Here is a 20,825-nt window from a genome sequence, read left to right as displayed (position 1 = left end):
ATAGAGCCAACTCCGCTCCCGTGACAGTCACAGGGATGTGAGGGCTGCAAAAAAGCCCCCACAGCACGCTGCAGGGGCTCTCTGATCAGAAATCGCGAACCGCTCAGGCTGCTGCGCGGGCGAGGTTCCGCAGCACATAGTGCAGGATGCCGCCATTGCGGTAATAGTCGAGTTCGTTCTCGGTATCGATGCGAACCGTCGTATTGGCGGTAAAGCTCGTACCGTCTTCGCGTGTGATCTCCACGGCGAGCGTCTGGCGCGGCTTGATCGAATCGATTCCCTTGATGGTCACCTGCTCTTTACCGGTCAGGCCGAGCGACGCGGCACTCTCCCCGTCAGCAAATTCGAGTGGCAGAACACCCATGCCGATCAGGTTTGACCGGTGGATCCGCTCAAAACTGCCCGCGATGACGGCGCGAACGCCCAGCAGGACCGTACCCTTGGCCGCCCAGTCACGCGACGACCCATTGCCGTAAAGATCGCCAGCAAACACAACAAGCGGTGTGCCTTCGGCTTCATACTTCATGGCCGCATCATAGATCGGCATCTGCTCAGCGTCCGGATAGTGTACCGTCACGCCGCCTTCGACACCCGGAACCATCTGGTTCTTGATGCGGATATTGGCGAACGTGCCGCGCATCATGACTTCATGGTTGCCGCGGCGCGAGCCGTAGGAGTTGAAGTCCAGCGGAGAGACCTGGTGTTCCTGCAAGTACACACCAGCCGGGCTGGAGGCCTTGATCGATCCGGCCGGAGAGATGTGGTCGGTCGTGATGGAATCACCAAACAGTGCCAGGACGCGCGCGTTCTCGACGTCCGCCGGCGCGTCGATGTCCAGGCCCATGCCTTCAAAGTAAGGCGGGTTCTGAACATAGGTGGAGGCTGGAGGCCAGCTATAGGTCTGGCCACCGGACACTTCGATGCCCTGCCAGTGCTCGTCGCCCTTGAAGACGTCGGAATAACGCTCGGCAAACATCTGCGGCGTCACGGCTTTCGACATGATCTCTGCGATCTCGTGCGAGGTTGGCCAGATGTCTTTCAGGAAGACGTCATTGCCGTTCGTGTCCTTGCCCAGCGGATCCTTGGTCAGGTTCACGCGCAGCGAACCTGCGATGGCATAGGCGACGACCAGCGGTGGAGAGGCAAGATAGTTGGCCTTGATGTCCGGGCCGATCCGGCCTTCGAAGTTACGGTTGCCCGACAACACCGAACAGGAGACGAGATCGCCATCGGCGATCGCTTTCGCCAGTGGGGCTTCGAGTGGACCGGAATTACCGATACACGTCGTGCAACCATATCCGACGAGGTTGAACCCGAGCGCATCGAGTTCTTCCGACAGGCCTGCCTTGTCGAGATAGTCCGTGACAACCTGCGAGCCCGGCGCAAGGGATGTCTTCACCCAGGGCTTGCGGTTCAGGCCCAATTCGCGCGCTTTCTTGGCCACAAGGCCAGCAGCAATGAGAACGGACGGGTTGGACGTATTCGTACAAGATGTAATCGCCGCAATGAACACGTCACCATGCGTGACGGTGTAGTCCTTGCCTTCGACCGCGATTGGTTCAGCGGCATCGGCTGCCTTGCTGAATTCCTTCGCCATGGCTTCGGCAAAGGCGGTGTCGCCTTCGGACAGCAGGACGCGATCCTGCGGACGCTTCGGGCCGGAAATCGACGGCACAACTGCGCCAAGGTCAAGTTCCAGCGTATCAGTGAAGATCGGCTCAGCCTGTTCCGGACGCCAGTAGCCCTGTGCCTTGGCATAGGCCTCGACGAGGGCAACACGTTCGGCGTCACGGCCGGTATTGGTGAGGTATTTGACGGTGTCCTCATCAACCGGGAAGAAGCCACAGGTCGCGCCATATTCCGGCGCCATGTTGGAGATCGTTGCCTGGTCTTCGAGGGTCAGGTTCGACAGGCCCGGGCCGTAGAATTCGACGAATTTGCCGACGACGCCCTTGGCGCGCAGCATTTGCACAACTGTCAGCACGAGGTCGGTCGCTGTGGCGCCTTCTGCCATCTTGCCGTCAAGACGGAAGCCGATGACTTCCGGGATCAGCATGGAGACTGGCTGACCCAGCATGGCTGCTTCGGCTTCAATGCCGCCAACGCCCCAACCGAGCACGGCGAGGCCGTTGATCATGGTCGTGTGCGAGTCGGTGCCGACGCAGGTGTCAGGATAGGCAACGGTTTCGCCGTCTTCATCTTTTGTCCAGACCGTCTGGCCCAGATATTCGAGGTTCACCTGGTGGCAGATGCCGGTGCCCGGTGGCACAACGCGGAAATTCTTGAACGCCGTGGAGCCCCAGCGCAGGAACTCATACCGTTCCTGGTTGCGCTTGTATTCGATTTCGACGTTCTTCTCGAAGCTGTTCTCGCCGCCGAAGCTGTCGACCATGACCGAGTGGTCGATGACGAGGTCGACCGGGACTTGCGGGTTGATCGCGTCTGCTGACGCGCCGAGCTTCTGCGCGGCATCGCGCATGGCTGCAAGGTCAACCACAGCCGGAACCCCGGTGAAATCCTGCATCAGCACGCGAGCCGGACGGTAGGCGATCTCGTGGCTGACACCACCCTTGTTCTCAAGCCAGGATTTGAATGCGAGAATGTCGTCCTTGGTGACGGTCTTGCCGTCTTCATGGCGCAACATGTTCTCAAGCAGGACCTTGAGGGACGCAGGCAGGCGGGAAACGTCGCCAAGACCGTTTTCTGCGGCTGCGGACAGCGAGAAATACGTGTAGGTCTTGCTACCGACGGTGAGTGTGCGTTTTGACTTGAAGCTGTCGAGGGACGGCATGGAGAGGGAACCTCGCGTCTGAAATTATCGATCTGCGGCGATGAGCCGCCGCGCTGGTCTGTCTCATATAGGCCCTAGTGCATTGAGGCAATTGGGACAAAGGGTCTAAACGGGACATATGAGCGCCAGCGCCCTCCTTTCCGCAGCCGATATCGGCATGATCCGCGGCGAACGCCTCCTGTTCCGGGAGGTGTCCCTGTCCTTGGCGCCGGGCGAAGCAATTGTCCTGCGCGGCCCGAATGGCGCGGGCAAGACGACGCTGCTGCGTATTCTCGCAGGCCTGACGCAGGCCGAGACCGGCACAATTGACCGCAACGCGCCGCATCATTGGGTGGCCCACCGGGACGGATTGAAACCGCATGAAACGCCGCGAGAGCATTTGACCCTCTGGGCACGCGCATGGGGACAATCCACAACAGACATCGAGCCTCTCCTGGACAAAATGGGGCTTTCGCGTCCGTCAGATGTGCCCGCCAAGCACCTATCGGCCGGACAGCGCCGCCGGACCGCCCTTGCCCGCTTGCACCTCGAATACCGCCCCGTCTGGCTGCTGGATGAGCCGCTAACCGCGCTCGATTCCGAGGGGCGGACGCTCCTGCTCGGGATGATCGAGCAGCACCGGCAGTCGGACGGTGTGGTGGTTGCAGCCGTCCACGGCGATGCAGGCTTCCACGCAACACGCGAGGTAGAGATTTGAAATATTTCTTTTTCGGAATCTGGGCTGTCTTGGGATGCCTTTTCGGTTTTGCAGCAACTTATGTTTGCGGCTGGAAAAATGGAACCGATGGCCTGGAATGTGGCATTCCAGTCTTGGTGTTCTTTCTAGGTCTCGGCTTTGTTCACTGGCGAAAGCTCCGCCGATATGGCTAGCCCCGCACCCATCTTCTCCGCCTTCCGGCAAGCGCTGGGCGAAGCCTGGGCGGGCGGCGCCGGCGCGCTGCTGCCGGTGGGCTTCTTCGCAGGGGCGGCTGTCCTCGTGCCACTCGGCGTCGGAACGGACCCGGAAACCCTGCGCACGATTGGTCCCGGGATTCTGTGGGTTTCGCTGGCGCTTTCCAGTCTCGTAACATTGGAGCGCATCTTTCAGGCGGACGCCGAAGATGGCTCGCTGGATCTCTGGTTACAGACCAGCGCCCCCGCCGCCTCTATTGCCGCAGCAAAGACATTTGCGCACTGGCTGACCGCTGGCCTGCCCCTCGCCCTGCTCTCCCCCTTGCTGCTCCTGATGTTCCAGGCCCAGATTGGCGGCGCATTGCTTGAGAACATGCTGTACTATGCGATTGGCGGGCTGGCCTTTTACTTCTGGGGCGGCGTAGGGGCAGCACTCGCCGCGACCGTACGCCGAGGCGGACTGTTGATCAGCCTGATCGCCCTGCCCCTTTACGTCCCCACCGCCATATTTGGCGCCCTCGCCATGGGAGACGGCCCAAGCAGCGCCGCCGCCCCATTATTTCTCGCTGCCTCAACGCTGTTTGCGTTGGCTGTCGCACCATTTGCCATGGGTGCAGCCCTGCGCTTGGCGGCAGACTGAGGGAAGGGTATTCCGAACGCGATGTTTTCCTGGTTCGCCAATCCGCACCGTTTCCTGATGCTGTCCAGCTGGCTCGCGCCCCTGTTCTATGCGGCCGCAGCCCTGTTGATTGCATGGGGGCTCTGGCAAGGCCTCTGGATGGTCCCGAAGGATGACTATCAGGGCGGCGACATCATGCGGGTCATGTTCATTCATGTCCCGGCCGCATGGCTTGCGATGGCCAGCTATCTCGGCATGGCCGTGATGAGTTTCGTCTGGTTTATCTGGCGCCACGAGGTTGCCGACATTGCCGCCAAGGCGATCGCCCCGCTCGGCGCGACATGGACAGCACTTTGCCTTGCCACGGGCGCCATCTGGGGCAAGCCGACCTGGGGCACCTGGTGGCAATGGGACGACGCCCGGATGATGTCTGTCCTCTTCATGTTTTTCCTCTTCCTCGGCTACATGGCCCTGCGCGCCGCAATGGATACGCGCCAGAAGGCCGCGCGGGCCGGCGCCATCCTTGCCATGGTGGGCGCACTGAATGTGCCATTGATCAAGTTTTCCGTGGACCTCTTCACGTCCCTGCACCAAGACGCCAGCGTCATCACGCCGGAAGGCCCGAAAATGGCCGCTGTCTATCTCTGGCCATTGCTGATCAGCTCGCTGGGTCATTCGCTACTGTTTGCCGCCCTTGTCATGACGCTGATGCGGGCCGAAATATGGACCAGACGCGCTGCCCAGTCCCGGGCTCGCCTGATGACAGGAGACTGATCCCATGCTGCCAGATTTTGATTCCAATGCCGCATTCATCTGGGCGAGCTATTCCGTTGGCCTGCTCCTTATCGGCGGCGCGATGGTGAGTGTCTGGCTGAAAGCCCGCGCGGCAAAGACTGAATTGATCCGTATCGAAGCGCGCATCCGGGACCAGAAACGCGGATGAAGCGCTGGCTCGCAATTGTTCCGGTCGGAGCGCTCGTCGCTTTTGGAGTCATTGCAGCCGGACAATTGATCAATCCCAAAAAGGGCGACTTCAAGCGCAATTTGCGCAGCGCGCCCGATACGGCATTCCCAACCCTCGATTCCGCCCCCCTCAGCTTCGCTCCCTCGCCGACCGGCGGCACTATTGCCGTAAACCTGTTCGCAAGCTGGTGCGCCCCCTGCGAAGCGGAGCATAAATACATTTCCGAACTGTCCGCCGCATATCCGGACCAAGTATTCGGCGTGCTCTACAAGGACAAACTGGACGACGGCCTCGCCTTCCTCGACCGGCTGGGCAATCCATACACGCGGATTGCACTTGATCCGGACGGTCAGGGGGGACTCGATTTCGGCCTGACCGGCGTGCCGGAAACGTTTGTTATCTCAGCTGACGGTGAGATCATTGACCATGTCCAGGGTCCGCTGGACGAAGATTCGGTCAAAAAAATAGGCGAGGCGCTGAAGAGCGCCCCGCCGAATTAGATCCGTTTCCGGAGCCTTACTTCTTCGTCGCTTTGCGAGCTTTCTTCACCGGAGCCTTTTTGACGGCCTTGGTGGTCGTGGCTGGCTTCGCTTTCGGTGCTGCTTTCGCTTTGGCTTTAGGCGCAGCTTTCTTGGCTGGCGCTTTTTTCACCGCAGGCTTCGGAGCGGCTTTTGCAGCTGGAGCTTTCTTGGCAGCGGGCTTTTTAGCCGGAGCCTTCTTTGCAGCAGGCTTCTTGGCTGGAGCTTTCTTCACTGCAGGCTTCGGAGCAGCTTTTGCGGCCGGCGCAGGAGCAGCAGGCTTTGGCGCAACAGCGGCTTCAGCCTTGTCAGCCTCAGCAACCATATCCTTCAGACCGGATACCAGCGTGGCTTGCTTGGTTTTCGGCAGGGCTTCGAAGATGGCTGCATCAGCCTTCTCAACAGCTGGAAGAGCTTTCTCGTAAGCTTTCTTGCCTTTCGCCATCAGCGAAACGACCTTGGCGCGCTTGTCCGTTTTGGAAGCGACGCGCTTGATGAGGCCAGCCTTTTCCATACGAGCGACCATGTCGGCCAGCGTCGAACGGTCGATTCCGGTTGCGTTGACGAGGTCGGACTGGCTGACGCCATCATTGCCTGAGAGAGCGGCAAGGACAGAGAACTGGCGCAGCGTGATACCTGCTGCGGCAAGCGCAGAAGCCGATTCATTGGCGGCAATTTGCTGGGCACGATGGAGCAGATGGCTCGGTGAGGTTTTAAGATTGTAGGTCATGATGGTAGTCTTTCTGTGTTTATTTAGGCGTTGGGCGCGATGGATAATCCGGTTATTGGTCTGTTAAGTATACGACCCGTGTGCGGATCAACATTCACCCCAATACAAGCAAGAGGCTTAAGGTTCGATGACGGAGGAATTATCAAATGGTTTCTTTTCTCAAGATTTCAAACTGAAAATACCTTCTGGCGACGACCGAATACGCCGTGTTTGCTCACATTGCCAGTTCGTAGACTACATAAATCCGAAAATTATTGCAGCTTCAGTTGCGACAAAAGGTGACAAAATCCTGCTTTGCAGGCGCGCGATTGATCCGCGTAAGGGATTCTGGACGCTTCCAGCCGGGTTCATGGAGGTCGGGGAGACCGTTGAAGACGCCGCTAAACGAGAGGCTCGGGAAGAGGCAAATGCCGATATCAGCCTGGGTCAAGTTCTTGCCGTCTACTCCGTTCCCCGCATTGCGCAAGTCCATGTCATGTTCAGAGCAGAGTTGGTGTCGGATATTTCGCCTGGGCCCGAGAGTGAGGAAGTCGCCCTGTTTGACTGGAAAGACCTACCGTGGGCGAATCTTGCCTTTCCGACCGTCGTCTGGGCCTTGACCCATTTTTCCAGCGTTCGAAACCGCGCGGCATTCGTGCCGTTCTCAAATCCGCCCGGCACCGAGCAATTGATCCGCTAGGTATCTGCTTCCTCGGGCTTTCGCATATGCTTCAGCGTATACGGCGTATTCGCCAGCGCGAATACCACACCGATCACGATATTGCCGAGCTTCCAGTTAGCCCACGTCGCCTCGGAAAAGTTACGCCAGAGAAATTCGTTCCACGCCGCCATGGCAACAAAATAGAGCCCCCAGCGAATGGCCAGGGTTTTCCAGGCGTGATCTGGCAGATCAAATACGGTGTGGAACAACATTTTCCAGATGTTCCGTCCCACGGCGAGCCCGCCAAAGATCACGCCTGCATAAAGCAGATTGATGATCGTCGGCTTGATAAACAGGAACAGCTTCGACTGAAGCAGGATACCTGCCGTACCGAACGCCCCAATCAAGGCGGATGAGACAATCAGGAATGGCGGGATTCTTTCACCGCGGATCAATTTCTGAATAATCACGAAAGCTGTGAAGACGATGAGCACGCCGGTCGCCCAATAAAGCGCGGTGTCCTTGGTAAACAACCCTTCGCCTTCCGGGAATCTCAACATCACGTTGTAGATACCGATAAACGCCAGCGTCGGGCCGAGTTCGGTCCAGATGCTGCCAGCTTTGGCCGTCGCATCGCTTAGCTCAGCTGAGCCTTCCGTGTTCTGTTTCTTTGTCATAACTTCTCTACGCGTCTCGGCTGCTGCTGGATTGGTCACAAGCTGTAGCTCCCCTCAGACAATAGTCGACCTAATAAATCACGAACGCAGATGCAGCGATCTGAAACAGGCTATGCCCCGACTTGCATGGAGAGGAGCCCCGCGGCCAGCAAAGCGGCGGCACATATTCGTCTGTACCCGAATCCCTCCTTCAGGAATATAGCCCCAAGGGCCGCAGCGAACACGACCGAAGTTTCCCGCAAGGCGGTTACAATGGCGGCATCTGTCAGTGTGTAGGCATAGATGGCGAGCGCATATGAGAACGTGCCCAAAATCCCACCTGCGAGCCCTCCCTTCCATTGTTTCGCAATGGCAGCGCGTATACGTCCCCTGCGCTGCATGCAAGCGACGACGGTTACGCCGATCCAGTCCAGCAGGAATAGCCAAACCACAAAAGTCATCGGATTCGGCATAGCGCGAGCGGCGCGCGTGTCCGCCACAGCATAAAGACCAACGCCCAGTGCAGTGAGCACGGCCCAGATCAGGGCGTCCCGATCAAGCCGCCGCGTTGAGGCTGTCGTTCCCGTCGGCAGGGCAAACAGAATGATGGCAAAGCTGGCCACGGCCAGCCCGGCCATCTGGAGTGCCGTCAGATGCTCGTGCAACGCAAAGACAGCAAAGCAGGCGGTCGCGAGCGGCGCCAGGCCTCGCATCACGGGGAAGACCAGAGACAAGTCGCCCCTGTGCAGCGCTCGTACGAGACAGAACTGGTAAATCCAGTGAACCACGACGGAAACGCAAATGAGCGGCCAGGTCTCTCTCGGCGGGGTGGGAACAAAGGGCGCAAAGGGCAGGACGCTTAGCCCCATGACGATCGCAACCGCCATGCGCGCTGTCAGGACGTCGCCGCCCCGCTTCACGAACATGTTGGTGGCGGCAACCGTCACTGCAGACAAAAGGCACAGAACCACAGGCAGAAGCGTCATCGACATTGCGGCGACCTATGCACGACTTGCTGACGCGTGGGAAGGATTTGACTCTTGCCCGGTTGAGGGTCTGACTCGCCTCAAACAAGAAACTCCGGAGGAAACCCATCATGACGCACGATCTGGTCTTGCGCGGCGGAACGATCATAGACGGCACAGGCGGCGAAAGCTTCGAGGGCGACGTCGCTGTTTCAAAGGGGATGATTACGGAAGTCGGAAAAGTCTCTGGCCGCGGCATCGAGGAAATCGACGCGCGCGGACAAATCGTGACTCCCGGCTTTGTCGACGTCCACACGCACTATGATGGTCAGGCAACCTGGACCGGATCAATCAGCCCGTCATCCCTGCACGGCGTCACGACAGTGGTGATGGGAAATTGCGGCGTCGGATTCGCTCCGTGCAAGCCTGAAGATCATGGTCGCCTCATTCGTCTGATGGAAGGCGTGGAGGATATCCCCTTCCCTGTTCTGGCCGAAGGCCTGCCTTGGAACTGGGAGAGCTTTCCCGACTATCTCGACAGCCTGTCGAATGGACAATTCGACGCTGACATCTGTGCGCAGCTGCCTCATGCGGCCCTGCGGGTCTATGTGATGGGCGAACGCGGCGCCAATCGGGAGCCGGCCACTGAGGACGACATCCGCCAGATGCGGGCTTTGGCAACCGAGGCTATCCGCGCAGGCGCGATCGGCTTTTCGACCTCCCGCACACTGAACCACCGTACCAGCGACGGTCAGCCTACGCCCACCCTCACCGCGAGCGAAGCCGAACTCACGGGCATCTCGCAAGGCGTGGCAGACGCCGGACGGGGCGTCCTGCAATTCGTGTCGGACTTCGATGATCCGGAAAAGGAAGCAGCCATGCTGCGCCGTATTGTCGAAGCGAGCGGCCGGCCATTATCTGTCTCGCTGGCCCAGGCAGATATTGCCCCGGAAGGCTGGCGGCGCTTGTTGGGCGCCATCGAACAGGCCGCCGAGGATGGCCTGCCAATGCGTGCACAGGTCGCCCCCCGTCCGGTCGGCGTGTTGCTTGGCTTTGAATTGACGCTGAATCCATTCAGCGCCTGCCCGGTTTACCGTGAAATCGCGAACCTGCCTTTTGAAGAGCGCATAAAACTGCTGCGCACTGAAGACTTTCGCAAACGATTGCTGGCCGACGCACCGGACACAGATAATCCCTTCCTGAAAGTCATGTTGCGAAGCTTCGGAAAGATCTTTCAGCTTGACGATCCAGTAGATTATGAGCCCACACCTGATCGTACGCTGGAAGCCATTGCAGCCCGGCGAGGCATATCGCCAGAAGAAGCCGCACTCGACCTGATGCTAGAACGGAATGGGCATGGCATGCTCTACCTGCCCTTTCTGAACTATTCCGGTGGCTCGCTTGACCCATCCTACGAGATGATGCTCAGCCCTGCGACACTGCCCGGCCTGTCAGACGGCGGCGCGCACGTCGGCATGATCTGTGATGGCTCTTTCACCACCACGATGCTGACCCATTGGGTCCGCGACCGAACACGGGGCCCACGCATTCCCATTGAGCACATCGTGCACCGTCAGACCCGCGCCACGGCACAATGGATCGGACTGAATGATCGCGGACTGGTAGCCCCGGGCTACCGTGCCGATCTGAATGTGATCGACCTCACAAACCTGAAGCTCCACTTGCCTCGCGTGGACTATGACCTCCCCGCTGGCGGTCGGCGCCTGATGCAAACTGCCTCCGGCTACACAGCAACAATACTAAACGGACAAATTACCCACCGAGACGGAGATCCCACCGGTGCACGCCCCGGCCGCCTGCTGCGAGGAGCCAGGGAACCCCAATCGACCGCCATCGCCGCCGAATAGTCAGTCCTGAATTCCGACCAAAGCCTTCGAGAAGGCCTCCGCGCTGAATGGGCGGAGGTCTTCTGCTTTTTCGCCGATGCCGATGAAGTGGATCGGCAGGTCAAACGCCTCCGCAATGGCCACCAGCACACCGCCCTTGGCCGTGCCATCGAGTTTGGTCATGACGAGACCTGTGACGCCCGCCGTATTTCTGAATGCCTCGACCTGGGACAGCGCGTTCTGGCCAACGGTCGCGTCCAGCACGAGAATGACATCATGCGGCGCAGTCGGGTCCAGCTTACGGACAACACGGACGACTTTTTCAAGCTCGGCCATCAACTCAGCCTTGTTCTGCAGCCGTCCAGCCGTGTCGACCAGCACAAGATCGAGATCGTCCGCCTTCGCCTGTTCCATCGCCTCGTAAACAAGGCCTGCCGCATCGGCGCCCGTAGGCTTTGACATGACAGGAATACCGGCCCGCTCGCCCCAGACCGTAAGTTGCTCAATCGCCGCCGCCCGGAATGTGTCACCTGCGACGAGCAGCGCCTTCGCCCCCTGCTCTGTCAGCTTGGACGCAATCTTGCCGATTGTGGTCGTCTTGCCGGAGCCGTTGACCCCGACGAACAAGACAATGCGCGGACGCGGACCGTCTGAGAAGTCCACGATCTTTTCGCGAGGTTTCAGAACGTCGGTGATTTCATCCGCCAGCGCCTGTCGGATTTCGTCTTCGCTGATTTCCTTGTCGAACCGTTCCTTGGCGAGATTGCCCGTCACCCGCATCGCTACCTTTGCACCCAGATCTGACGTGATCAGCAGGTCTTCGAGTTCTTCAAGAGTCTCATCATCAAGTTTCCTTCGGCCGAATACAGCCAAGCCGGACGTCAATCGCGCCGAAGACCGGGACAGGCCGGATCCGAGCTTGGCCACGAACCCCGGATCATTGGCTTCCGCTTCCATGGCCGCCCGCGCAGCAGCTTCCCGCTCAGCGCGCATGCGTTCGGCCTCGCGCCGATCTTCGAGCAGTTTGAGTTCTGCAGCCGCCTTCGCCTGCGCCGCTTCGCGCTCTTCCTTGGTCTTGCGGGCCCGTTCGGCCTCTTCCGCAAGACGCGCGGCTTCCGCATCATCCGCACGCGCCTGAGCGGCGGCACGTGCCTCATCAGCTTTGCGGACTTCCTCATCCAGCCGCTTTGCTTCTGCGGCCGCTGCCTCGGCCTCGCGCGCCTGTCGCTCTTCCCAGGCCTTGTTAGCCTCGGCGACCTTGCGCTCGATCTCTTCCTGTTCGGCAATCTTTCGCGCAGCTTCAGCTTCCCTGGCCGCCAGTTCATCCGCTGACAGCTCCGGCGACTCCATTGCGGCGCCAGCCTCTTTCAGCTCTTCTTCTTTTTTCTTTTTTCCGAACCAAAGGATCATGCGGTCAGCGCTCCGATCAGCTGTTTTCCATCCTGCCGGACTATACGTGCGCGTACCGGGCGTCCAGCTTCGCCCGGATCACTCTCGAACTGTACCGGCGTGAAGTCCGGCAGACGCGCGGAGTTCCCGCGCTCGACCAGAGCTTCAACAGTCTGGCCGTCATATTTCCTGAGATGCCGTTCCAACGCCGCCGCGCCGACGTCTCTCAGGCGCGCGGCGCGCGTTTTCACCATGGCCTTGTCGAGTTGCGGCATGCGCGCAGCCGGGGTGCCGGGACGGGGCGAATACGGGAAGACGTGCAGGAAGGACAAGCCGCACTCTTCCACGAGCCGGGCCGAATTCTCGAAATGGGCTTCGGTCTCAGTCGGGAAACCGGCAATGATGTCCGCGCCAAAAGCAATGTCAGGTCGGACAGCGCGGAGACGGTCTGTCAGCGCGATAGCATCGGCGCGCAGATGCCGCCGTTTCATGCGCTTCAGGATCAAATCGTCTCCGTGCTGAAGGGACAGATGCATGAAAGGCGCAAGTCGAGGTTCCGCCATGGTCTCCATCAAGGCATCATCTATCTCGATGGCGTCAATGGAGGAAATGCGTAACTGCTTCAGCTCCGGCACCAGTTTCAAGATGCGTTGGACAAGATTGCCGAGTTCCGGCGCGCCGGGCAAATCAGCACCCCAACTGGTCAGATCCACGCCGGTCAGCACAACTTCATAATGGCCGGTCTCGACGAGCCGCCGGACCTGATTGACCACCTCCCCTGCCGGGACAGACCGGGAATTCCCACGGCCATAAGGAATGATGCAGAACGTGCAGCGATGGTCACATCCATTTTGGACCTGGACATAAGCGCGGGCGCGACCTTCCATGCCATCAATCAGGTGTGCAGCGGTTTCCCGCACTGACATGATGTCATTCACGCGGACCTTTTCGTGCCCGCCCAGCAATTCGGCTGGCCGCCAGGTTTCCGCCTGCATCTTTTCATGATTGCCGATGACGCGCGTGACTTCCGGCATCTTTGCGAACATGTCCGGATCGATCTGCGCCGCACAACCCGTCACGAGGATCGGCGCGTCCGGATTGTCTTTCGCTGCCCGCCTGATGGTCTGGCGCGCACTGCGGACGGCTTCCGATGTGACGGCGCATGTATTGATGATCACCGCATCATTCAGGCCAGCATCGGTGGCATGGCCCCGCATCACCTCGGATTCATAGGTGTTCAGGCGGCATCCGAGCGTGATCAGCTGCGGGCTGGAAGGGGATTTGGTCTCAGTCATCGCGATGTGTTGCAGCGGACATCGCGCCGTCAGCCCCGCAAATCAAGGGATCTGTGCAGGATGACTCCTTTGCCCAGTTCAGATTTCGGTCTCGAATTCCAGCTGCACAGGTCCAGTCATGTAAACCCGGTCATCGGATTCCTGCCAGTCGATGATCAGCGTACCGCCATCGAGGATGAGATTGGCACGGCGGTCGGTGAGCTTCGCCCGGGCGGCGCACACGAGCGCCGCGCACGCGCCGGTGCCACACGCCTTGGTCAGGCCGGCCCCCCGCTCCCAGACGCGAAGGCGAATGTTCTGCCGGTCAATGACCTGCGCGAACCCGACATTCACCCCCTCAGGAAAGGTCGGGTGCCATTCAACGAGCGGCCCGATGGCCGGAATGTCGTAATCATCGATATTCTTCACGAAGAACACGGCGTGCGGATTGCCCATCGAGACCACTGCCGGACGTGAGAGCCAGGGATTGTCGATCGGTCCGACTTTCACATCAACGCCGCGAACGTCCATTTTCTCGGAAAGCGGAATGTCTTCCCACCCCATCAGGGGCGAACCCATGTCGACGGTTATCTGGCCATCCTCTGCGGCAAACGCTTTCAGAACATCCGCTTCGGTCTGGATGGACACCCGGTCCTTGCCGGTTTCAGCCAGTAACAGTTTGCCTACACAACGGGAGGCGTTGCCACAGGCAAAGACTTCGCTGCCATCGGCGTTCCAGATGCGCATGAACACGTCGCGCGCGACATCACGCTCCAGCGCAATGATCTGATCGGCTTTTAGGTCTTCGGCAATCTGGCGCACCTGGTCGGTGCTCGGCACGAACGCAGTCGAGCGGGCGTCGAATATGGCAAACGCGTTGCCAGCACCATTCATCTTCCAGACTTTCATTCGCCTGCCCTTAAAGGGTTTCCCCCGTCCCGAAAAGCGGAACCTCGTCAGATATTTCGCGCGTCTACTTGGGTAGCCCGAACGACACAATCCATCCAGCCACCTGGATGACCAGCGCTGCCACCAGCCCCGCCCCGACAAAGGGATGCGACACGAAGATGGCGAGCGCCACAATGCCCAGACACGCATAGTCGACGATATCGCTCGACATCAGCCACCCCTGAGGTTGCCGGAAGCGCCGCACATCAAAGAGTGTGACCGTGCGCCAGACGCGGCCCATGTCGGGCGGGCCAAAGGCTTCCTGTAGCTTCTTGGGATCCCGGATACCGGTCATCTCCGCAAGATCGGCGACGGTCGCCTCGCCAAGCGCAACATTCCGCTTGCGAGCGGACGTGCCGATCAGGCTGACAATTGCCGACAGCACCACCGCAATTGCGATGGCGAACAGCGTGAAATCGTCAAAAGGCCCATATCCGCTCATGCGGCATCATATAGGGAGCGCGCGCCGAAACGGAAGCGCCTTACCGCTTGCGTGGAATGGCGGCCCAATAGTCGAAGTCGAGCAGAACACCATCGGCATACTTCCCATCCTCGCCCTTATAGGCGAACGCGCCCGGATCCTGATCCTTCACTGCCACGAGGCGCAAGCGCAACCCGCCAACCTTGTCGGACAGCTCAGCTTTCTCAAGCACTTCGCTCCAGGCATAGATCGTGTCACCGGCAAATAGCGGACTGACATGGCTGCCGGCATTGATCGCCAGCATATGGCCCGCATTGGCGAGACCATTGAAGGCCAGCGACCGCGCGATGGAAATTACCACACCGCCATAGATCAGGCGCTTGCCGAACCGGCTGGACTTCTGGCCATGCGCATCGAAATGAACCTTGGCGGTGTTCTGGTAGAGGCGTGTCGCAATCTGGTGCTCCGCCTCTTCCACGGTCATGCCGTCGACATGATTGATCTTCTCGCCAACCGCATAGTCTTCGAACATGTATTCGCTGCCGGCGAGGGATGTATCCCAAGCCTCCATGGAGGCAAACCCGGACAATTCGGCCCCGGGCACACTCTTTGGCAGGTCGGGGATCACCACGTCTGGCGCGGGTGAGTTGGCATCCCGCTTGTTGACCATGACCCAGCGCACAAAGGACATGACTTCTTCGCCGCGCTGATTGGTGCCGCGCGTGCGCACCCAGACGACGCCGGTCTTGCCATTGGAGTTTTCTTTGACGCCGATCACTTCCGAAACCGTGTTCAGCGTATCGCCTGGCAGGACGGGTTGAGAGAAGCGACCATCGGCATAGCCAAGGTTCGCCACCGCATTCAACGAAACATCCGGCACGGACTTGCCAAACACGACATGGAAAGCGTGCAGCGGATCAATCGTGAGGCCCGGATAGCCGGCGGCTTTGGCGAATTCAGATGAGGAATACTGGACAAACCGGCCGCCGGTCAGCGCGCGATAGAGGGCGATGTCGCCTTCAGTCAGCGTCTGCGGCGTCGCATGCGCGAGGGGCATGCCCACGAAAAAATCTTCGAAGAAATGGCCGGGATTGGATTTCGATGTGCTGGTCATGCGCCCCTCAGATGGAAAAGGGGCAAGACTTCCCGGCGTCAGGCCTGGATTTGCCCCATATACAGATCAGCCAGCACCTGACCGTCACTGGGCGAGGAAATCAAGGCGGGTGAGACGAAGGGCAGCAGGAAAAGTGCGATGATCGCGGCCCCCAACAGGCCAGCCATCATTTGCTGCTCACGGTTCTCGGAGAACTCATCGAGCATGCGTGGTCCCGCCAACATGTACGGCACCCCAAGAGTGCAAAATGCAGAAAAGGCGATCAACACCGCCGCAAGAGTCATGAACACGATCATGCCCACAGCCTTGCCATGCAGATATTGAATCTTCGCGTGAGAGATCGATGAAATTTCATCGATCTCCCCGCAATATCAGCCGTGTAATACTATTTCAGCTCGAGCAGTTTCTCGATCGGACGGCCCAGCACGGCCTGCTTGCCGACAATGCCGATGGGGCGCTGGATGATCTTTGGATTGGCGGCCATCGCCTGGAAGATCTCGTCATCTGTCGAAGTCGCATCGATGCCGAATTCGGCAGCATTCTTGTCGCGCAAGAACTCGCGCGGCGAACTGGCACCCATCTTTTTGGCGATGTCCTTCAGCTCATCCAGGCTGAGTTGCTCGGAAGCATTCATGTATTTCCGGACCTCCGGCTCGACGCCGTTCTCCTGCAACAAGGCGAGCCCCTTGCGCGACGTGCTGCAGCCGGAATGGTGAAGGAGAGTGTAGGTCATGCGTATTCCTGAATGTGTTGGTTTACCATATGAATGCCCGAGAGCATTGAGGATCAGCTCTCAAAAGCCCGGATGGCTTCATCCATGGTGACCGTCCGGCGGGCTTCGTCGAGATGGAGCAATTCGGTCATCTTGCCGTTTACCTTCAATACGCCCTTGCCGGCATTCTGAGGGTCTGCGAACGCCTCAATCACGGCCTGTGCATGTTCCACATCATGCGGGCTCGGCGCGAAGACGCGGTTGGCCGTGTCGAGTTGCGATGGATGGATCAGCGTCTTGCCGTCGAAGCCGAGGTCACGCCCCTGTTCACACTCGTCGATCAGGCCCTGCTCGTTCTTGATGTCATTGTAGACGCCATCAATCGCGACGATGTTGTAGGCGCGGGCCGCAGCCATGCTCATGCCCAGAGCCGTCTGGAAAGCCAGCCGGTCCGGCGTCATCCGCGCGCGGTATTCCTTGGCGAGATCGTTCGTTCCCATCACGAACGTCGTCATACGGGTGCGGCCAACGGCTTCGGCAATGTCCTGGATGTTCAGGATCGCCTTGGGCATCTCGATCATCACCCAAAGCCCCATCTCGGCCGGGGCGCCGGCGAGGCTCATCGCGTCGTCGAGACGATCAATGTCGCTGCCATCAATCACTTTGGGTGCAAGCAGCGCATGTGCGCCCGCTTCAACCGCCATCTTGAGGTCGGCTTGGCCCCATTCGGTATCCAGCCCGTTCATCCGGACCACGATTTCACGGTGGCCATAACCCCCTGCGGTCACGGCCGCGCGGATCGTATCACGCGCGGTCTCCTTGGCTTCCGGCGCCACGGCATCTTCCAGGTCCATGATGACCGTGTCCGCGGGTAGCGTTTTCGCCTTTTCCAGGGCGCGCTCATTGGCGCCGGGCATGTAGAGGCAGGATCGGCGGGGACGGTGGACGTGGGACATATGTGACAACTCCTTGACCTGAACTGTCCATTTGATGCGTGATTGCGAGCCGAATACTCGTCCCGCACTGCACCGAGATGGATCAATGATGTTTCGCCTGCTCTTACTGGCTCAAATCTTCCTGTTTTGCGAGCCTGCCTTTGCGAAACCCATTACGCTGATCGAGTTTCGCAACGAATTCCTCATACGCGAATTCCAGTCCGTCAAAATCGGGTATATCGACACGCACCCCACAATGTCCGCAGCGATGGACAAACAGGGGTTCGAGGCTGTGCTTCGGGAGTGCTCCCAGATCGACGGCACCTGCCAGACGGCCCGCTTTACGGCCTGCCGGGACCTGCCTGGTTATTCGCGACTGGAAACGCTGGAACTTGCCAATCAGATGAATGAGGGCTTCAACCCCGGAACCGCCTACGCGAAAAAGGGTCCTTCTCCGAGTGGGATATGCGTGAGATTCCACGTCTCCTTTAGGGGAGAGGATGAGTTCGGCCTCAGGCAGATCTTCGAATGGCAGCAGGCGCTCGAGGATTTTACAGTCTCCGTAGACAGCGACCTCACCAGCCGTGTTGCCGCCGATGTGCGGGCCTTGGTTCAGCCGTAACGCTTGTCGGCCAGTTCGGTTTATGCGAGCCAACACCGATGACTGATACAACATCTGACAGCTGGCCAATGGCCGGACATGCCGACAGCGGATTTGAATCTGTTCGCCGCGTCTTCGAAAAAAACTTCGAGAATGGCGAGGAGCTCGGCGCCGGATTCGCCGTCATCAAGGACGGCAAAGTCGTCGTGAACCTGGTCGGCGGCTGGGCTGACCGGAAGAAGGAACACCCATGGTCAGACACCACCCTCGTCCCGGTCTATTCGACCACCAAAGGTATCGCAGCCATCGTCCTGGCCCATCTGGTGGAGCGCCTGCCGGGCGGCTTTGAGACGCCCGTGGCCGATGTATGGCCCGAATTTGCAGCCAATGGAAAAGGCGCGGTCACAATTGCCGAAGTTGCGAGTCACCAAGCCGGCCTGCCCGGCTTTCCGGAAGAGATCGACCCTGAGCTCTGGCTCGATCCGCCCGCCTGCGCCGCCGCACTGGCGGAATTGGCTCCGATGTGGTCACCGGGCAGCGCGCATGGCTATCATCCCCTGACCTGGGGCTATCTCGTCGGAGAGATTGCACGGCGCATCAGTGGCGAAACGCTCGGTACGACGCTAAATTTGCTGTTTCCGAACGTCGACTTCATGATCGGCACACCCGCCAGCGAGCATGATCGCTGTGCCGACATCCAGCGACCGCGAGAATTGGCAGAACTCGGAGAGATTACCCCCCCGCGACGCGCAGCATTTGTCAGCAAATGGGCCGCCCCAAATCGCGGTGGAGCCATTTGGCGCGAGATCGAAATTCCGTCGGCAAACGGCCACGGAACAGCGCTCTCGGTCGCGCAACTCTATGAGACCTACACGACCAATGGCGAGGGTGTCATGAGCAACGCCACTTTCGAGGCACTCAGCACGGCGCGAACACATGGACCGGATCTGGTTCTGCCCATGATCACCAGCTTCGGCGCTGGCATCATGCACAACACTCACGGCATGTTCGGACCTGAACCCACCACGCTCGGCCATTGTGGCTGGGGGGGCTCCATGGCGATAGCTGATCAGCGCAATGGTTTGACGTGCGCCTATGTCATGAACAAGCAATCCAATATACTCGTGGGTGACCCGCGTGCGGTACGACTGGTTGAAGCGGTCTATGACTGCCTCTGATCCATGCTGAACCATATTGACTGGGCCGCATTCCTGATTGCCATGGCGGCAGTGGAATTGACGCCTGGTCCCAATATGGGATGGCTCGCCGCGCTGTCGGCGCAGCAGGGCCGCGCAGCGGGAATGCGCGCTGTCGCAGGCATCACACTGGGGCTGGCGGCCCAGTTGGTGGCTGCGGCCACAGGCCTGTCGGCTCTGCTCGCCGGAATGCCCATGCTCTACGACACGCTGCGATGGGCAGGCGTCGCATTCATGGTCTATCTCGCCGTTGAGGCTTGGCGGGATACCGGATCCGTCTCACCACTCAATCGAAACAAGGCGGCGGGCTTCTGGCGGGGTCTGGCTGCGAATTTGTTGAATCCCAAAGCGCTTGTGTTCTATCTCGTCGTCGTCGGGCAGTTCGCCAGCGATACCGCAGGACCAATCTGGTTGCAGATTGTTGCGCTGGGCGTCATCCACCTGGTGGTCGCGACGACCATCCATACGAGTATTGTACTTGCCGGGTCCCGTTTTGGCCAAAAACTGGAAGCTTATCGGACCGCTCCCCTCCTGCGCGGCACCTTTGCCATCATGCTGCTTGGAATCGCCGTGTGGATCGCCGTCTCGACCGGACGTTCGGTCTCCTGACTGGCACAGTCCTTGCGGAGGTGAAATCGGAGGCAACTCCAATCATGCAAAACATCTTCCTGCTCCGGGTGCTCACCGCCCGGAGCATTTTTTCAGCTGACTCGCGCTGCGCGGGCGAGCCGCCGGGCCTTGGCGTCGCCCATGACACTGTCGGCGGTGAAGATCGCCAACGCCGTCCAGATGAAACCGAAAGCCGCCGCATGGGTCCAGCCGAACGGTTCGCGGAACACGAGAACCGCGATCAGAAACTGCAAGGTCGGCCCGATGTATTGCATCATGCCGATGGTCGAGAGCTTCAGACGACGTGCTGACAAGGCAAACAGGATGAGGGGCACAGACGTGATCGGGCCGGCCGCCATCAATAGTGCGACATCCCATCCCCCATTGCCGAATACTTGCGCATCCGGTTGGCGCGAGAGCCAGGCCAACCAGGCCAGGGCGACGGGCGCCAACAGCAGAACCTCCATCAGAAATCCTGCTCGACTATCAATGGCGACCTGCTTCCGGATCAGCGAGTAACAGGCAAAGGTTACGCAGAGAAACAGGGCGACCCACGGCACCTGTCCGAAAGCCACTGTCATGATGGCAACGCCGATAGCGGCGATGCTTACTGCGCCCCATTGCGCCGGCCGAAGGCGCTCGGAAAAGAAGATCATGCCGAAGATCACGTTCACAAGCGGATTGATGTAATAGCCGAGCGACGCTTCCATCGTCCGGCCAGCATTTACCGCCCAGATGTAACATCCCCAATTGGACCCGATCAGGGCGCCTGAGATAAGCAGCCATTTCAGCTTGTCCCATTTCAGGGCTGTCCGAACGTCCCGCCAGTTCGCAGCAATCGCAATGAAGATCAGCGCAGTCGGTATGGACCAGACCACGCGATGTGCCAGCAGGTCCGCCGCACCGATGTGCTGCATCAGCCGGATGTAGAGCGGCAGGCTCCCCCAGATAAAAAAGGCCCCCAGGCCAGCAAAGAATCCGAGGCGAGTTTCAGTGTTCATGGCC

At 59.6% G+C, this 20,825-nt stretch carries 23 protein-coding genes; 10 read left to right on the top strand and 13 right to left on the bottom strand.

Annotated elements, in window-relative coordinates; genetic code table 11:
* Positions 1 to 103: 103 nt before the first annotated feature.
* Positions 104 to 2,791: an aconitate hydratase AcnA gene (acnA, locus tag B3527_RS14655; RefSeq protein ID WP_290480347.1), complete on the bottom strand. Its 2,688-nt coding sequence runs from the start codon at positions 2,789 to 2,791 to the stop codon at positions 104 to 106.
* Between the two features lie 118 nt (positions 2,792 to 2,909).
* Here acnA and ccmA point away from each other — a divergent pair, with 118 nt between their 5' ends.
* The 5 genes from ccmA (at position 2,910) to B3527_RS14630 (ending at position 5,765) form a co-directional block, all read left to right on the top strand.
* Positions 2,910 to 3,488 (top strand): heme ABC exporter ATP-binding protein CcmA, encoded by a 579-nt coding sequence (gene ccmA / locus B3527_RS14650; RefSeq protein WP_206991834.1) that lies wholly within the window; start codon positions 2,910 to 2,912, stop codon positions 3,486 to 3,488.
* Between the two features lie 165 nt (positions 3,489 to 3,653).
* Positions 3,654 to 4,322 (top strand): heme exporter protein CcmB, encoded by a 669-nt coding sequence (gene ccmB / locus B3527_RS14645; protein ID WP_290480346.1) that lies wholly within the window; start codon positions 3,654 to 3,656, stop codon positions 4,320 to 4,322.
* A gap of 21 nt (positions 4,323 to 4,343) precedes the next feature.
* Positions 4,344 to 5,075 carry a heme ABC transporter permease CcmC gene (gene ccmC, locus B3527_RS14640; RefSeq protein WP_206991832.1) on the top strand — a complete coding sequence of 244 codons (732 nt, stop codon included), beginning with the start codon at positions 4,344 to 4,346 and terminating at the stop codon, positions 5,073 to 5,075.
* Positions 5,076 to 5,079: 4 nt separating this feature from the next.
* A complete protein-coding gene (locus B3527_RS14635; protein WP_206991831.1) occupies positions 5,080 to 5,244 on the top strand; it encodes a heme exporter protein CcmD in 165 nt (54 codons plus the stop codon).
* Positions 5,241 to 5,765 carry a redoxin family protein gene (locus tag B3527_RS14630; RefSeq protein WP_290480345.1) on the top strand — a complete coding sequence of 175 codons (525 nt, stop codon included), beginning with the start codon at positions 5,241 to 5,243 and terminating at the stop codon, positions 5,763 to 5,765. Before B3527_RS14635 ends, B3527_RS14630 begins: the two co-directional genes overlap by 4 nt.
* A gap of 16 nt (positions 5,766 to 5,781) precedes the next feature.
* Here B3527_RS14630 and B3527_RS14625 read toward each other — a convergent pair whose 3' ends face one another.
* Complete coding sequence (locus B3527_RS14625; protein ID WP_206991829.1) at positions 5,782 to 6,513, bottom strand: MarR family winged helix-turn-helix transcriptional regulator; 732 nt, start codon at positions 6,511 to 6,513, stop codon at positions 5,782 to 5,784.
* Positions 6,514 to 6,640: 127 nt separating this feature from the next.
* Here B3527_RS14625 and B3527_RS14620 point away from each other — a divergent pair, with 127 nt between their 5' ends.
* Positions 6,641 to 7,192, top strand: coding sequence for an NUDIX hydrolase (locus B3527_RS14620; protein WP_290480344.1), 552 nt, complete (start codon positions 6,641 to 6,643; stop codon positions 7,190 to 7,192).
* Here B3527_RS14620 and B3527_RS14615 read toward each other — a convergent pair.
* Both B3527_RS14615 and B3527_RS14610 read right to left on the bottom strand, forming a co-directional pair.
* Positions 7,189 to 7,830 (bottom strand): inner membrane-spanning protein YciB, encoded by a 642-nt coding sequence (locus B3527_RS14615; protein WP_206991827.1) that lies wholly within the window; start codon positions 7,828 to 7,830, stop codon positions 7,189 to 7,191. The genes B3527_RS14620 and B3527_RS14615 overlap by 4 nt on opposite strands.
* Positions 7,831 to 7,940: 110 nt before the next feature.
* Entirely contained in the window at positions 7,941 to 8,801 is an 861-nt protein-coding gene (locus B3527_RS14610; protein ID WP_206991826.1) for a DMT family transporter, read from the bottom strand.
* A gap of 104 nt (positions 8,802 to 8,905) precedes the next feature.
* Here B3527_RS14610 and B3527_RS14605 point away from each other — a divergent pair, with 104 nt between their 5' ends.
* Positions 8,906 to 10,642, top strand: coding sequence for an N-acyl-D-amino-acid deacylase family protein (locus B3527_RS14605; RefSeq protein ID WP_290480343.1), 1,737 nt, complete (start codon positions 8,906 to 8,908; stop codon positions 10,640 to 10,642).
* Here B3527_RS14605 and ftsY read toward each other — a convergent pair whose 3' ends face one another.
* From ftsY to B3527_RS14565, 8 genes are all read right to left on the bottom strand, one after another.
* Positions 10,643 to 12,031 carry a signal recognition particle-docking protein FtsY gene (ftsY, locus tag B3527_RS14600; protein WP_290480342.1) on the bottom strand — a complete coding sequence of 463 codons (1,389 nt, stop codon included), beginning with the start codon at positions 12,029 to 12,031 and terminating at the stop codon, positions 10,643 to 10,645.
* A complete protein-coding gene (gene mtaB, locus B3527_RS14595) occupies positions 12,028 to 13,305 on the bottom strand; it encodes a tRNA (N(6)-L-threonylcarbamoyladenosine(37)-C(2))-methylthiotransferase MtaB (protein WP_290480341.1) in 1,278 nt (425 codons plus the stop codon). Before mtaB ends, ftsY begins: the two co-directional genes overlap by 4 nt.
* Positions 13,306 to 13,383: 78 nt before the next feature.
* Positions 13,384 to 14,193: a diaminopimelate epimerase gene (dapF, locus tag B3527_RS14590; RefSeq protein WP_206991823.1), complete on the bottom strand. Its 810-nt coding sequence runs from the start codon at positions 14,191 to 14,193 to the stop codon at positions 13,384 to 13,386.
* Positions 14,194 to 14,257: 64 nt separating this feature from the next.
* Positions 14,258 to 14,674, bottom strand: coding sequence for a hypothetical protein (locus B3527_RS14585; RefSeq protein ID WP_034817298.1), 417 nt, complete (start codon positions 14,672 to 14,674; stop codon positions 14,258 to 14,260).
* Between the two features lie 40 nt (positions 14,675 to 14,714).
* Positions 14,715 to 15,767 carry a MaoC family dehydratase gene (locus tag B3527_RS14580; RefSeq protein WP_290480340.1) on the bottom strand — a complete coding sequence of 351 codons (1,053 nt, stop codon included), beginning with the start codon at positions 15,765 to 15,767 and terminating at the stop codon, positions 14,715 to 14,717.
* Positions 15,768 to 15,805: 38 nt separating this feature from the next.
* The gene (locus B3527_RS14575; protein WP_034817295.1) at positions 15,806 to 16,063 is read right to left on the bottom strand and encodes a hypothetical protein; all 258 of its coding nucleotides are present in this window, start codon (positions 16,061 to 16,063) and stop codon (positions 15,806 to 15,808) included.
* Positions 16,064 to 16,152: 89 nt separating this feature from the next.
* Positions 16,153 to 16,500 (bottom strand): ArsC/Spx/MgsR family protein, encoded by a 348-nt coding sequence (locus B3527_RS14570; protein ID WP_034817294.1) that lies wholly within the window; start codon positions 16,498 to 16,500, stop codon positions 16,153 to 16,155.
* Between the two features lie 53 nt (positions 16,501 to 16,553).
* On the bottom strand, positions 16,554 to 17,435 hold the full coding sequence (locus B3527_RS14565) for an HpcH/HpaI aldolase/citrate lyase family protein (RefSeq protein ID WP_290480339.1): 882 nt from the start codon (positions 17,433 to 17,435) through the stop codon (positions 16,554 to 16,556).
* An 85-nt stretch (positions 17,436 to 17,520) separates the two neighbouring features.
* On the opposite strand from B3527_RS14565, the gene B3527_RS14560 reads away from it, so the two are divergent.
* From B3527_RS14560 to B3527_RS14550, 3 genes are read left to right on the top strand one after another with little or no spacing between them, the layout of a single operon-like run.
* Positions 17,521 to 18,036 (top strand): hypothetical protein, encoded by a 516-nt coding sequence (locus B3527_RS14560; protein WP_206991819.1) that lies wholly within the window; start codon positions 17,521 to 17,523, stop codon positions 18,034 to 18,036.
* Between the two features lie 38 nt (positions 18,037 to 18,074).
* On the top strand, positions 18,075 to 19,193 hold the full coding sequence (locus B3527_RS14555; protein WP_206991818.1) for a serine hydrolase domain-containing protein: 1,119 nt from the start codon (positions 18,075 to 18,077) through the stop codon (positions 19,191 to 19,193).
* A 3-nt stretch (positions 19,194 to 19,196) separates the two neighbouring features.
* Positions 19,197 to 19,820, top strand: coding sequence for a LysE family translocator (locus tag B3527_RS14550; protein ID WP_206991817.1), 624 nt, complete (start codon positions 19,197 to 19,199; stop codon positions 19,818 to 19,820).
* 92 nt (positions 19,821 to 19,912) lie between these two features.
* Here B3527_RS14550 and rarD read toward each other — a convergent pair whose 3' ends face one another.
* The gene (gene rarD / locus B3527_RS14545; RefSeq protein ID WP_290480855.1) at positions 19,913 to 20,821 is read right to left on the bottom strand and encodes an EamA family transporter RarD; all 909 of its coding nucleotides are present in this window, start codon (positions 20,819 to 20,821) and stop codon (positions 19,913 to 19,915) included.
* Positions 20,822 to 20,825: the final 4 nt, after the last annotated feature.

It is taken from the genome of Hyphomonas sp. UBA4505 (assembly GCF_002388685.1).
Classification (GTDB): Bacteria; Pseudomonadota; Alphaproteobacteria; order Caulobacterales; family Hyphomonadaceae; genus Hyphomonas.
The sequence above is the reverse complement of the archived record's forward strand: the minus strand, read 5'-3'. Positions and strand labels throughout refer to the sequence as shown.